The organism is Pseudomonas sp. WS 5412 (genome assembly GCF_012985615.1).
Classification (GTDB): Bacteria; Pseudomonadota; Gammaproteobacteria; order Pseudomonadales; family Pseudomonadaceae; genus Aquipseudomonas; species Aquipseudomonas shahriarae.
In genome coordinates this window covers 97,785-110,523 of sequence record NZ_JAARMB010000014.1, presented here as the reverse complement: position 1 = coordinate 110,523, position 12,739 = coordinate 97,785, and the positions used below count along the sequence as shown (strand labels likewise).

At 62.7% G+C, this 12,739-nt stretch carries 11 protein-coding genes; 6 read left to right on the top strand and 5 right to left on the bottom strand.

All coding sequences use genetic code 11. The features are described 5' to 3' along the window. Position 1: 1 nt before the first annotated feature. Positions 2-1,417, bottom strand: coding sequence for a glycosyltransferase family 39 protein (locus HBR94_RS18735; protein WP_170045356.1), 1,416 nt, complete (start codon positions 1,415-1,417; stop codon positions 2-4). Between the two features lie 193 nt (positions 1,418-1,610). Between HBR94_RS18735 and HBR94_RS18730 the strand changes: the two genes are divergently transcribed. The 3 genes from HBR94_RS18730 (at position 1,611) to HBR94_RS18720 (ending at position 4,918) form a co-directional block, all read left to right on the top strand. After that, complete coding sequence (locus tag HBR94_RS18730) at positions 1,611-2,069, top strand: GNAT family N-acetyltransferase (protein WP_115127346.1); 459 nt, start codon at positions 1,611-1,613, stop codon at positions 2,067-2,069. 90 nt (positions 2,070-2,159) lie between these two features. After that, complete coding sequence (locus HBR94_RS18725) at positions 2,160-3,662, top strand: PLP-dependent aminotransferase family protein (protein ID WP_170045355.1); 1,503 nt, start codon at positions 2,160-2,162, stop codon at positions 3,660-3,662. Positions 3,663-3,715: 53 nt separating this feature from the next. Continuing rightward, entirely contained in the window at positions 3,716-4,918 is a 1,203-nt protein-coding gene (locus tag HBR94_RS18720; protein WP_170045354.1) for a benzoate/H(+) symporter BenE family transporter, read from the top strand. Here the strand turns inward: HBR94_RS18720 and HBR94_RS18715 are convergent. Continuing rightward, positions 4,915-5,418 (bottom strand): hypothetical protein, encoded by a 504-nt coding sequence (locus HBR94_RS18715; RefSeq protein ID WP_169960983.1) that lies wholly within the window; start codon positions 5,416-5,418, stop codon positions 4,915-4,917. The two genes, HBR94_RS18720 and HBR94_RS18715, sit on opposite strands and share 4 nt — an antisense overlap. Before the next feature lie 157 nt (positions 5,419-5,575). Here HBR94_RS18715 and HBR94_RS18710 point away from each other — a divergent pair, with 157 nt between their 5' ends. The 3 genes from HBR94_RS18710 (at position 5,576) to HBR94_RS18700 (ending at position 9,563) form a co-directional block, all read left to right on the top strand. Next, positions 5,576-6,085, top strand: coding sequence for a sigma-70 family RNA polymerase sigma factor (locus tag HBR94_RS18710; protein ID WP_057440199.1), 510 nt, complete (start codon positions 5,576-5,578; stop codon positions 6,083-6,085). Beyond that, positions 6,082-7,050: a DUF4880 domain-containing protein gene (locus HBR94_RS18705; RefSeq protein ID WP_170045353.1), complete on the top strand. Its 969-nt coding sequence runs from the start codon at positions 6,082-6,084 to the stop codon at positions 7,048-7,050. Before HBR94_RS18710 ends, HBR94_RS18705 begins: the two co-directional genes overlap by 4 nt. A 104-nt stretch (positions 7,051-7,154) precedes the next feature. Next, positions 7,155-9,563, top strand: coding sequence for a TonB-dependent siderophore receptor (locus HBR94_RS18700; protein WP_170045352.1), 2,409 nt, complete (start codon positions 7,155-7,157; stop codon positions 9,561-9,563). Here HBR94_RS18700 and dapF read toward each other — a convergent pair. Genes dapF through HBR94_RS18685 form a run of 3 tightly spaced genes read right to left on the bottom strand, consistent with a single transcriptional unit; the run spans position 9,560 to position 12,729 of the window. Next, on the bottom strand, positions 9,560-10,360 hold the full coding sequence (gene dapF, locus HBR94_RS18695) for a diaminopimelate epimerase (protein WP_170045351.1): 801 nt from the start codon (positions 10,358-10,360) through the stop codon (positions 9,560-9,562). The genes HBR94_RS18700 and dapF overlap by 4 nt on opposite strands. 44 nt (positions 10,361-10,404) lie before the next feature. Further along, on the bottom strand, positions 10,405-11,340 hold the full coding sequence (gene dsdC / locus HBR94_RS18690) for a DNA-binding transcriptional regulator DsdC (RefSeq protein ID WP_120731537.1): 936 nt from the start codon (positions 11,338-11,340) through the stop codon (positions 10,405-10,407). A 33-nt stretch (positions 11,341-11,373) separates the two neighbouring features. Beyond that, positions 11,374-12,729, bottom strand: a complete 1,356-nt coding sequence (locus HBR94_RS18685; RefSeq protein ID WP_170045350.1) for a D-serine ammonia-lyase — start codon at positions 12,727-12,729, stop codon at positions 11,374-11,376. Between the last annotated feature and the right edge of the window lie 10 nt (positions 12,730-12,739).

The window sequence follows — 12,739 nt, the reverse complement described above, 5'->3', positions numbered from 1 at the left end:
CTTACTGTTCGACAAAGGAGTAGGGCCGGCTGCCCACGGTGATCTGCTTGAGAGCGGTGACCGGGGTGGTCAGTTGCTCGATACGGTCCAGCAACGCCAGGTTGCCCGGCCTGGCATCGAGATAGGCACGCAGTTGTGCCTCGGTCTGCAGGATCGGCAAGTTGTTCAGGGTGTAAAACACAGTGGCGCCGGCCACTCGCTCGTTGGGCTGGTACAGCACCACCCTGTGGCCTTGGGCCTGAAATGCCTGGATTTGGCGGGTCAGCGGTACAAAGGACTCACGCCGGTCGGCCTTGGGCGCATACCAGATAGCAGCGCCCAGGTAGCAGGCAATCACCACGGCAAACACGCCGCTGATCAAGCCACGGCGATAGGCGGGCACGCGGCTGAGCAGAACCGCGCCATATTCGGCCGCGAGGACCGCCGCCGCCGGGGTCAGGGCCATCAGATACACGATGCGTTTGCTCGAGGCGAAGGTCAGCAGGGTAAATTGCGCCACCAGCCACAGGCTGAAAAACAGCAGGTAACGATTGCTCGCCAGGCTTTTGCGAAAGTGCCACAGGCCCAGGTACACCAGGATATTCCACGGCAAAAAGGCCTCGGGCAGTTTGGCCAGGTAGTAGTAGATCGGCTCGTAATGCCCGGCTTCGACGAAGGAGCCGCTGAAACGTCCGACGCTGTTGGTCCACAACACCTCACCGACCGCCTGCATCCCACCCCGTTGATACAGAAACCCCAGCCAGATAAATAACGGCACCAGCGCCAGTAGAGTGAACATGCCCGGGCGCAGCCATTGGCTGGGCCGCACGCGCTTGTCCAACAGGCTGGTGCAGGCCAGGTAGGCAAAAATCACAATGCCCGGCATCGCCAGGCCCAGCACGCCTTTGCTCAAGGTGGCGATGGCCATCCCCAAGGTAAACAGCAGCCATGTGCCGATATTGGCGCCGGGCTGGGATTCCGGGCGGGTGGCCTGGTAGAACGCTAGCAGCGCCAGGGTCACGCCGAGGCTGAGCAACGCATCCTCACCCACGCCGCGCACGTTGCTCCAGTAACTGGCCATGGTCGCCAGCACCAGCGCGGCGCCAAACGCCAGGGACGTAGGCCGGCCGAAGCGGCGCAGCATGCCGTACAGCAGCATCACACTGAACAACCCGGCAAACGCCGAGGCCAGTCGTACCGCGCCGGTGCTGGCGCCAAACAGGCGGATCGCCCCGGCATCCAGCCATAGGCTCAAGGGTGGTTTTTCCAGGAAGGGCTCACCGAACAGGCGCGGCACCACCCAGTCATTGTCCAAGTGCATGGCCATGGCAATCCCGGCCACTCGGGCTTCGGTGGAGCCTTGCAACTCGTGATTGCCCAGGGCCACGAAGAACAGCAGACCGGCAAGCAGCAACAACAGCGGGGCAGGGCGTGTCATGGGGTGAGTTACCGGATGCTAGGGGGCAGCGTTGGAGTATACGAAGGCAATCCTTAACGAATTGTGAACGGAGTGCCCGTTGCGGATTGGCCTGCCAGGTGGTCTGGAAGTGGTCGGTTCGCCGCCGCCTTGGAAACCTACCATTGCCGGGTCCCGATCCATCCCGGAACGGGCTTCCCGATAGGAGAACGCGATGAGTAACGATCCACAGGCAATCGTGGTCAGGGCAGTGCAACCTGAAGACTATGAGCAATGGCTGCAACTGTGGCTGGCGTACCAGGACTTTTATCAAGTCAGCCTGGATGAGACCACCACCCGCACTGCCTTCAGCCGCTTGCTCGATACCAATGAAGCCATGGCCTGTGCCGTGGCGGTGCAGGGCGATGAGTTGGTGGGGCTGGTGCATGCGCTGTTGCATCGTTCGACCTGGGCGGTCGCCGACTTCTGCTACCTCGAAGACCTGTACGTGGCCCCCACGGTACGCGGCGGCGGTACCGGCAAACTGTTGATCGAATGGGTCCAGCGCTATGCGCAACACCACGGCTGCGCCCGGTTGTACTGGCATACCCAGCAGACCAATAAGCGTGCGCAGAAACTCTACAACTGGATCGCCGAGGACTCGGGCTGCATTGAGTATCGGATGGCTCTGTAACACCCGACGGCAAAGCTCGCCGATATTGCTCGTGGACATATCGGCGGCATCGCACAAAGATGCATGCTTTTTTACCCCTTGGCCAAGTCAATGACCCACAACCTTGAAATGGACACGCTGAAGATCCGCCTGACGGACCCCAAGCTGGCCTCCCTGGATTTGCGTGTGCGGGTGCAGCGCGTGCTGCGCCAGTTGATCCTGGAGGGCATTCTTGCGCCCGGCAGCCGGTTGCCCGCCACGCGTACGTTGGGCAAGTCACTGGGCATTTCCCGGGATACCGTAGAAATGGCCTACGTCCAACTGCAACTGGACGGTTACCTGTGCCGGCGTGAAGGTTCGGGTAGTTACGTTTCCGAGAAGATCGGGCCGAGCCTGCTGGGCGCACGCAAGCGCCAGCCAGTGGTGGCGAACCAGGTCGCGGCGCTGAGTGCCAGGGGCGCGCAGATCCTTGCCAGCGGCGGGGTGACTGACCAGCAAGTGGTCAAGGCGTTTGCCACAGGGCTGCCGGAAACGCGCACCTTCCCTGTGGGCATCTGGGAGCGCCTGCACCGCCAGGCATTGAAGGATTACCGCCCGAATCTGCTGTTGCATGGCGACCCGCAAGGCGCCGAACCCCTGCGCCAGGCCATCGCCGACTACCTGAACCTGGAACGCGGGGCGCGGGTCACGCCGGATCAGGTGCTGGTGCTGTCGAGTACGCGTCAGGCCCTGTATTTGTGCGCGCAGGTGCTGGTGGATGAAGGCCAGCCGATCCTGATGGAAGACCCCGGTTACTTCGGCGCCCGCAAGGCGTTTGAAATGTCCCAGCTCAAGGTGGTACCGGTTGCGGTGGACGCCAAAGGCCTGTGTATCGACGCCCTGCGCGCCGACCGCAGCGGCGCCAACGCCGTGTATGTCACGCCGTCCCATCAATACCCCACTGGCGCCACCCTGGCGCTGGAGCGGCGCCTGGACCTGATCGCCTGGGCCGAACAGCGCCAAGGCTGGATTATCGAGGACGACTACGACAGCCAGTTTCACTATGAAGGTTTGCCGACCGCGTGTGTGCAGGGCCTGGACAGCTCCCAGCGCACGATCTACCTCGGCACCTTCAGCAAATCCCTGTACCCCGGCTTGCGCATGGGCTTTATGGTGCTGCCCCGGGAGTTGGTCAAACCCATGACCTACGCCCGCAGCATCCTCGACGGCCATACCCCGCAAATCGCCCAACTGACCCTGGCGCGGTTTATGAGCGACGGGCATTTCGGCAGCCATATCCGTGCAATGCGCAAAATCTACGGCGAGCGACGTGATGCCATGGCCGAGGCGGTGGAGCGCCACTTGAGCCATGTGGTCACCGCCAGCTTGCCGCCCGGTGGCTTGCAATTGCCCTGTGTGCTGCATGAGGGATGGTCGGAGCTGGAGACGATTCGCCAGGCGGCGCGGGTGGGTATCCAGTTGCCGGGCCTGACGCGGCTCTATGCCCGGCCACCGGCACGGGGCGGCTGGTTGCTGGGGTTCTCGGCGCTGACACCCAGTGAAATCGAGAGTGCCAGCCGGCAGTTGGCCAAGGTGCTCAAGAGTGGTCTGGCGCAAGGCGGCGAAGTGGACTGAAAGGCCGGGCCGGTGCTTGTTAGCCTGTGCGGCCTCAACACAAGGAACGCGCCATGAACCGACCCGCCCCACGCCTACGCCTCGCCGACTACCTGTCCCCCAGCATCAGCGCGCTGATTTCGGTCATCGTCAATTACGCGGGCACCTTTGTCCTGGTGTTCCAGGCTGCCCACCTGGCGCAGTTGAGCGCGGCGCAAACCGCTTCCTGGGTCTGGTCGGTGAGTATTGGCGTGGGCGTGACCGGCGCGTGGTTGAGCTACCGCTACCGCGAGCCGATCATCACGGCGTGGTCGACGCCGGGGGTGGCCTTTCTGGCGACGGTCATGCCGTTTACACCGTATGCCGAAGTGATCGGCGCCTATGTGATGTGTGCCCTCGGTTTTATCGTGCTGGGACTGAGCGGTGCGTTTGAGCGCTTGGTGCGGCTGATCCCCGGTGGCATTGCGGCGGGTTTGCTGGCGGGGATTCTCCTGCAGTTTGGTGTGGCGGCCTTTGGTGGCGCCAGTGCGGACCCGCTGCTGGTGATTGTTCTGGTGGTGTCCTACGCGGTGCTGCGCCGCTTCACTTCACGGTATGCGATGGTCGGGGTTCTGTTGATTGGCCTGGGGCTGCTGCTCGCCCAGCAGCGCCTTGACCTGCACAGCCTGGAGCTGCAACTGGCCGCCCCGGTGTTTGAAATGCCGCACTTTTCCATCGCGGCGTTTTTTGGCGTGGCCTTGCCGCTGTTCGTGATTACCCTGACCGGGCAATACATCCCCGGCATGCTGGTGCTGCGCAACGACGGGTTCAAGACCAGCGCCAACCCGATCATCACCGTCACCGGCCTGGGGTCTTTGTTGATGGCACCGTTCGGCGCCCACGCGTTCAATGTCGCAGCGATTACGGCGGCGATCTGCACCGGGCGCGATACTCATCAGGACCCGTCCAAACGCTACATCGCCGGGTTGGTGTGTGGGGCGCTGTACATCCTGGTCGGGGTGTTTGGCGTGACGTTGGCAACCTTGTTTATGGTCCTGCCCCGCGCGTTTATCACCACCTTGGCGGGCCTGGCGCTGCTCGGTGCCATCGGTTCAAGCCTGGCCAATGCGATGGCCGATACACGCACCCGGGAAACCGCGTTGATCACCTTTTTGGCAACGGCGGCCAATGTCACGTTGCTGGGCATTGGCGGCGCGTTCTGGGGGCTGGTGGCGGGGTTGCTGGTGCATGGGGTGATTCACGGTGGGCGCCGGGTTGAGACGCGTGCGGCGGGCTAAAGGAGTTCGGCGCGCTTCACCGTGATACCCAGCGGGCCACTGAGCTTTTCGACCCTGACCTTGCCACCCGCCCCAAGCGCATCCGGGTGGCAGATTTTTATATGTTTTTCGAGTTCTCGATCGTAGACCTGCAACCCGCTGCACCCCTTGCCGCCGGAGGTGTATTCGTAGCGGGCGATGTAGTCACCCGGTCTTGTGCTGGAAAAAAACACAAGCAATGACAACACGAAAAATTCGGCCACGGCGATAACGGCGAGCGCCGAGATCGCCTCTTCCAGCGAGTCCATTATTGTAAATTTGAGGCGCGGATTCCTGCGCCGCACCCCCATCACAAATGCCACCGCAGCCAAAAGGGGCGATGTCACCAGGCAGATCATCACGCTCAACGTATTGAAGTACACGATGCGGTCGAGCCAGAACACCCATAACCCGATTGTTGCCACGAAAAGTAGTACGCCCAGGCCGACGAGCAGGCGTGTAGAGGTCAGCGGTCTTCTCAATTCAAATGGCTTCCATGCATTGAAGGAAAGGGGTAAACGCGGCAGGCACTGTGTTTGGGTCGGATAAAACAGCAGGGAGTATAAACTTCTACTTGTCTCTAATGAGAAGTATTATCATACGCACTTCCCGTCAGCTGCCAGTCCGGAAATCACCTCGATGGCCTCATCCTCTTCCTCCCACCGCGCTGTGGGTGAGCTCTACGCCCAGCATCACGGCTGGGTGGTGCAGTTGCTGCGGCGCAAGCTGGGTGGGCAGGAGCAGGCACTGGACCTGGCTCAGGATACCTTCGTGCGCATCCTCAGCAGTGGGCCCTTGCCGCTGTTGCGTGAGCCGCGGGCTTATCTCACCACGGTCGCCAGCCGCCTGTGCGGCCAGTATTTTCGCCGCCAGGCCCTGGAGCGTGCGTACGAACAATCCCTGTTGATCCTCGAGCCGGAACACGCGCCGTCGCCGGAGACCCGCTTGTTGGTACTTGAAGCACTGGATGCGGTCGGGCAGGTGCTGGACGGGCTGGGGAGCAAGGTGCGGGAGATTTTCCTGCTGTCGCAGTTGGACGGCCTGACTTATCCACAGATCGCCGAGCAACTGGGCCTGACCGTGAATGTTGTGCAAAAGGCCATGCTCAAGGCCTATCGGCATTGTTACCTGGCGGTGTACCAGGCATGACGATGTTCCAGCCAACCGACGATCAATTGTTGGATGAATACGTGCTGGACCAGGCGCTGATGTGGATGGTCACCCTGCAATCGGGCGTCAGCGGCACCGCCGAGCAACGCGCGTGTGCAGCCTGGCGCAATGCAAATCCCCAGCATGAACTGGCCTGGCAGCGCTTGACCGGCTTGAGCCGCGACCTGCGTAGCAGCACCGTTGCCCTGCCGGCGCCCGCCGCCCGCCAGTTGTTGCGGGCGCGCAGCCTGACCTCGCGGCGCACGCTGCTCAAGGGTTTCGCCGGCCTGGGGATTGCGGCGGCCATGGGCCTGGGTGTGCGCGAGCGCGTGGTATTGCCGGAGTTGTTCAGTGACTACCGCACCACCACCGGCGAGCGGCGGCCCTTGCAGTTGGCCGGCGCTGGCGCGGTGCAACTGGACACCCAGACGGCGGTGGATGTGCGCGGCCCGCAATTGGCCCTGAACCAGGGGCGCTTGCTATTGGCGACGGCGGCGGACACCTTCGTCGGCGTCAAGACCGCCCATGGCTGGGTACGGCCGGTGGCGCTGTCGCGGCTTATCATCAGCCAGGATCTGCCAGGCCAGCGCGGGACCCTGGTGCAAGTGCTCGCAGGCCATGTCTCGATCGAACCGCAGCAAGGTGGCCGGGTGTCGATCGGCGCCGGCCAGCAGTTGGCCTTCGACAGCCGCCAAAGCGGCCCGGCACAACCCCTCGCGCCCGCCGCCGATGCCTGGAGCCGTGGCTTGCTGATTGCCGAGCGCATGCCGCTGGCCCAGGTGGTCGATCAGCTCAACCGTTACCGGCGCGGGGTGTTGCGCTGTGACCCGGCGGTTGCCGGTCTGCAAGTCTCGGGTTCGTTCTCCCTCGACCGCCCGGATGCCAGCCTCGACCTGCTGGCCAAGGTGCTGCCGGTGCGCGTGCAGCGGGTCTTCGGCTACCTGGCGACGGTGGTGGCGGCCTAGGTAAAAAATTTCCATGGGGCCGGCAGTATTTGCCATCTCGTGCATCAAGACAGGGAAGACGCTGAATAAGAGCGCCCCCAACCTTTCACCACAGGACAGTCTTTATGCACAGCCGCGTCACTCCGCTTGCCAGCGCCCTGCGCGCCATAATCGTTGGTTTAACTGTGGCAACGGCCAGCCACGGCGCCATGGCCGCCACTGCGCAACCGGCGACCGAACAAGCCTCGCGCCAGTCCTACGACATTGCTGCCGGCAGCCTGGACCGCGTGCTGGGTGCTTTCGGCAATCAGGCGGGCGTGATGATCGCCATCGATTCGGCGCTGGCCAAGGGTGTGCACAGCCAGGGCTTGCACGGCAGTTTTGCCCTGGCCGAGGGGCTTGAACGCCTGCTGGCACCGCTGGGCCTGCAGGCCGAGTATGAGCAGGGCAGCTATCGCGTGGTGGCGCGGGCCGCCGTAGACGGGCAAGTGCAATTGCAGGCCACGCAGATCAGCGCCAACCAGTTGGGCTCGATCACCGAAGGCACTGGCTCCTACACCCCGGGCACCATTGCCACCGCCACGCGGATGGTGCTCACCCCACGGGAAACGCCGCAATCGATCTCGGTGGTCACGCGCCAGGTGATGGATGACTTCGGCCTCAATGCCATCGACGACGTGATGCGCCACACGCCCGGCATCACCGTGTCGACCTACGACACCGAGCGCACCAACTACTATTCCCGCGGTTTTTCCATCGTCAACTTCCAGTACGACGGCATTCCCACCCTGCGCGACGCCCAGTACTCGGCGGGGCAGACCCTGACCGACATGGCCCTGTATGACCGCGTCGAAGTGCTCAAGGGCGCCACCGGCCTGCTCACCGGCGCGGGCGGTCCGGGCGGTACCATCAACCTGATTCGCAAGAAGCCGACCTCGGAGTTCAAGAGCAGCATCGAACTGGGCGCCGGCTCTTGGGACAACTACCGCTCGCAGATCGACGTCAGCGGCCCGTTGACCGAAACCGGCAACGTGCGCGGCCGGGCCGTGGCGGCGTACCAGGATAAAAAATCGTTCCTCGACCACTATTCGCGCAAAACCGGCGTTTACTACGGCATCCTTGAATTCGACCTTGATCCCGACACCCTGCTGACCCTGGGTGCCGACTATCAGGACAGCGATCCGAAAGGCTCCAGCTGGACCGGTACGCGGACCATCTTCGACCCGGCTGGCAACAAACTGGACCTGCCGCGCTCGTTCAACAACGGGCCAAAGTGGAGCAGTTGGGAGCAGTACACCCGCACCCTGTTCGCCACCCTGGAACACACCTTCGACAATGGCTGGGTGACCAAGGGGCAGTACAACCATCAGATCAACGGCTACAACGCGCCCCTGGGCTACATCTCCCAGGACTCCCTGAGCGCCAGCTCGATCTTTGCGCGTAAATACACCGGCGAGACCACCAGTGAAAGCGTCGATGTGTACGCGTCCGGGCCGTTTGAGTTGCTTGGCCGTGAGCATCAACTGGTGGTGGGCCAGTCGTTGTCCATCTCCAAATGGAAGGGCAAGGACTACGGCAGCGCGACCTATTTCGACAACTCCTACGACTTCTACAAGTGGCACGGCGAAGCCATCGAGCCGCTGTGGAACCAACCGACCAGGATCAACGACGAAACCACGCGCCAGACCGGCAGCTACATCACCGGGCGCTTCAGCCTGATGGATGACCTGCACCTGCTGCTGGGCACGCGCATCGCCAACTACCAGGTCACGGGCACCAGCGACACCCGGGAAAGCGGCAAGGTCGTGCCCTATGCCGGCCTGACCTACGACCTCAACGACAACTTCACGGCCTACGCCAGCTACACCGAAATCTTCCAGCCACAAACCCAGTATCGCGACCGTACGCGCACCATGCTTGATCCCAACGAAGGCAAGAACTACGAACTGGGCATCAAGAGTGAGTTCTTCGACGGGCGCCTGAACGCCAGCCTGGCTTACTTCGAGGTCCACGAAAAAAACCGCCCGGTTGCTGATACGGCCTACAACTCCCAGCCGGGCGTGGACTACTCCTACATCGGCACTAAAACCGAGACCAAGGGCTACGAAGCGGAAATCTCCGGCGAACTGAGCCCCGGCTGGCAGCTACAGGCCGGCTACACCCACAAGATCGCCCGCGATGCCGACAAGAAAAAGGTCGCCACCTGGGAGCCGGAAGATCAACTGAGTTTCTACACCAGCTACAAACTCCAGGGCCGCCTGGACAAACTCACCCTGGGCGGTGGCGCGCGTTGGCAGGCTGCCGGTTGGCAAAACGTCAACAACCCCGGCACGCGCCAGAGCGAAAAATTCACCCAGGACCCGTACTGGCTGGTGGACCTGATGGCCCGTTATCAATTGACGGAAAACCTGTCGGCCACGCTCAACGTCAACAACCTGTTCGACAAGGCGTACTACACCAATATCGGCTTCTACGACTCGGCGTATTACGGCGACCCGCGCAATGTGATGGTGACTACGCGCTGGGATTTCTAGGCCGCAAACGTCCCTGAAAACACCCATTCAACCGGCCCGGTAAGCAGCACCGGGCCGGTGCCACGCCATTGCACCGTGACGCTGCCTCCATCACATTCAACCTCAACGCAATCGTCCAGCAGCCCCCGACGTATCCCATTGATCGCCGCACCACACGAGCACGAGCCAGACCCCAACGGCACGCCACCACCGCGCTCCCAAATGCGCAGCCGGATATGCCTGCGGTTGATGACTTTGACGAAATGCACATTCGTGCGCGCGGGAAACAGCGGGTTGGTTTCAATCAACGAGCCGACGGCCGCGATGTCAATGTTCGCCAGATCATCGACAAAATAGGTGCAGTGCGGATTACCCATGCTGCATGCGGTGGGCTCTCCGGCCAGTGGCAGCCGTAGGCTATCCAAGGCCGTGGCCAAGGGGATCTGCGACCAGCTGAGCAGCGGTTCGCCCATGCTCACGGTAATCGCGCCGCTGGTGGTTTGTTCGCAGGTCAGCAGGCCACGGTTGGTTCGCAGTATCACCGAGGTGCTGTTGGATTCGCGCATCAAACGCTCGGCAACCCCTCGCGTGGCGCTGCCACAGGTATCCAGCGCAGAACCATCGGCATTCCAGAACACCACCCGCGCCTGTGCATCGTCGCAAGCGAGCATCACCGCCAGTTGGTTGAAGCCAACCCCACGCTGGCGATCCCCCATGCGCTTGGCCAGGGCGCTGGTGATAGGGTGGGTGGCGTTGCGTGCGTCGACAACGACAAAATCATCGCCATTGGCGTGCATCTTGTGAAAGTTCAGCGGCATGGCGAAGTCCTGAGGTCATCGTGATTTGCGCGCGGGTAGAGGCGTCAATTGTCGGCTTGCTCGACCAGCCAGTCGATCAGCGCCTTGAGCCGTCTGGGCAGGGTTTCGTGGGCGGGGTGGACCAGATAGTAGCCATAGTTGAACGCCTCCCTGAACCCGCCGAACGGCAGCACCAGTTCGCCATCTTGCACACGCTTGCGCACCAGTTGCTCGCGGCCAATGGCCACGCCGGCATGGTTGATCGCCGCGAGGGTGCTCAAGTCGGAGCGGTCAAAGGTCATGAAGCGGCTTGGCAGTTCGCTGCTGTCGCCCACCGCATCCAGCCATAAACGCCATTCTGCATCGAATGAAATGTTGTCCCATGCCGCCACATCGTGCAGCACCGTGCACTGTGCCAGGCGTTCCGGATGCCCGATCAAGCCATGGGCCTGGGCATATTGCGGGCTGCACACCGGGGCAATCCGCTCGGGCATCAGGCGCAGGCTTTCCAGGCCCGGATGCTCGCCGTTGGAGTAGCACAGCACCAGGTCGATGCGCCGGGTGCGGTAGTCGATCGGTTCGTTGCCGACCCGCACATCCAGTTGAATCCCGGGATAGCGTGCGGTGAAATCGGCCAGCCTGGGGACCAGCCAGCATTGCGCGACGGAGGGCCGTGCGTAGAAGCACAGCTGGCCTTCGATCTGGCTGTCGGAGCGTTCTTGCACGGCCTCGGACAGGGTGTCCATGGTGTGCTGCATGACCTTGAAAATCCGCTCGCCGTCATCGGTCAGGTCGACCTTGCGCGGCAAGCGATGGAACAGCTTGAGCGACAGTTCTTCTTCCAGGCGCGCTATGCGGTGACTGACCGCACTGGCGGTCAGGCACAGCTCGTCAGCGGCGCGGGCAAAGCTGAGGTGGCGGGCGGCGACCAGAAAGGTATGCAGGTTGGACAGGTGGGCGCCGGTGAGCTTCGGCGCTTTGCCCAGGCCAAGTGCTGCCATGTGGGTGTCCCTCTTCGCGTCAACCGCCGGCGATCAACGGTGGATTGTGGTTTGCAGAGCGCGCCCCTTATCCAGGTAGTTGGCGAACTCTTCGGCGGGAACCATGCTGCCGCCGGTGCCCCAGATCAAGTGCGTGGCGCTGGCCAACTGTGCCGCCGAGACGCCAATGCGCTGCAAATACTGCGCGTCCTTGAGCACCCGCACAATGCCTGGCGCGCCGGCCAGGGCCGAAGGTTCGAGTTTTACCCCTTCAAGGTCGTGGGCGAGGAACATCAGGCGATAGAGTTCTTCGTCGGTGACGGTGTAGTAGCCATCGACCAGGCGCTGCATCGCCTTGCCGACGAAGCCGGAGGGGCGGCCCACTGCCAGGCCGTCAGCCGCGGTGACATTGTCGATGCCGAAGTCCTGCACGCTCACCTGGTCATGCAGCCCGGTATACACACCGAGCAGCATGCATGGCGAGTGGGTCGGTTCGGCAAACACACAGTGCACGGCATCGCCAAACGCCAGCTTCAAGCCAAACGCCACGCCACCAGGGCCGCCGCCGACACCACAGGGCAGATACACGAACAGCGGATGCTCGGCGTCCACCCGCACCCCGGCCACTTCAAATTGCCGGGCCAGGCGCTCGGCGGCCACGGCATAGCCAAGGAACAGGTGGGGCGAGTTTTCATCGTCGATGAAATAGCAGGCCGGATCGTTTTGCGCCTGTTGGCGGCCGTTTTCCACGGCAACGCTGTAGTCGGAAGCGTATTCCACCACCGTCACGCCGCTGGCGCGCAGTTTGTCCTTCTTCCATTGGCGCGCATCCGAGGACATGTGCACCGTCGCCTGGAAACCCAGCGTGGCGCTGATGATGCCGATGGACAGGCCAAGGTTGCCGGTGGAGCCCACGGCGATTTTGTACTGGCTGAAAAACCTCAGTGCGCGCTCGTCGGCCAAGGTTGCGTAGTTATCGTCGAGGGTAATCAAGCCTGCTTGCAGGGCCAGGTCTTCAGCGTGCTTGAGCACTTCATGAATACCTCCACGGGCCTTGATCGAGCCGGAGATCGGCAAGTCGCAGTCTTTTTTCAGCCACAGCGCGCCGCAGTCGGGGAGGGCGGCTTCGCTCAACAGCGCGTGCTGCATGGCCTTCAGCGGCTGGATCGCGGACTCGATGATGCCACCCGCCGCCGCCGTCTCCGGGAACACCTTGGCGAGATAGGGCGCGAAGCGAAGCAGGCGCGCGCTGGCGTCTTGTACATCCTCCAGGGTCAGGCCGACATCCTCAAGCGCTACAGCGGCCGGGGCGATCGCGGGGTTGAACCAACTGAGCGGCTCCAGTGCGACCAATTGCTGGATAACGGGATGGCTTGCATACCAGGCGTCTAGGGTTTTGCCTTGAATCATGGGAACTGCC

What these genes read in the sequence shown, in the direction of transcription:
- HBR94_RS18735 (WP_170045356.1), bottom strand. Translation starts at nt 1,417, where the DNA reads ATGACACGCCCTGCCCCGCTGTTGTTGCTGCTTGCCGGTCTGCTGTTC.
- HBR94_RS18730 (WP_115127346.1), top strand. Translation starts at nt 1,611, where the DNA reads ATGAGTAACGATCCACAGGCAATCGTGGTCAGGGCAGTGCAACCTGAA.
- HBR94_RS18725 (WP_170045355.1), top strand. Translation starts at nt 2,160, where the DNA reads ATGACCCACAACCTTGAAATGGACACGCTGAAGATCCGCCTGACGGAC.
- HBR94_RS18720 (WP_170045354.1), top strand. Translation starts at nt 3,716, where the DNA reads ATGAACCGACCCGCCCCACGCCTACGCCTCGCCGACTACCTGTCCCCC.
- HBR94_RS18710 (WP_057440199.1), top strand. Translation starts at nt 5,576, where the DNA reads ATGGCCTCATCCTCTTCCTCCCACCGCGCTGTGGGTGAGCTCTACGCC.
- HBR94_RS18705 (WP_170045353.1), top strand. Translation starts at nt 6,082, where the DNA reads ATGACGATGTTCCAGCCAACCGACGATCAATTGTTGGATGAATACGTG.
- HBR94_RS18700 (WP_170045352.1), top strand. Translation starts at nt 7,155, where the DNA reads ATGCACAGCCGCGTCACTCCGCTTGCCAGCGCCCTGCGCGCCATAATC.
- dapF (WP_170045351.1), bottom strand. Translation starts at nt 10,360, where the DNA reads ATGCCGCTGAACTTTCACAAGATGCACGCCAATGGCGATGATTTTGTC.
- dsdC (WP_120731537.1), bottom strand. Translation starts at nt 11,340, where the DNA reads ATGGCAGCACTTGGCCTGGGCAAAGCGCCGAAGCTCACCGGCGCCCAC.
- HBR94_RS18685 (WP_170045350.1), bottom strand. Translation starts at nt 12,729, where the DNA reads ATGATTCAAGGCAAAACCCTAGACGCCTGGTATGCAAGCCATCCCGTT.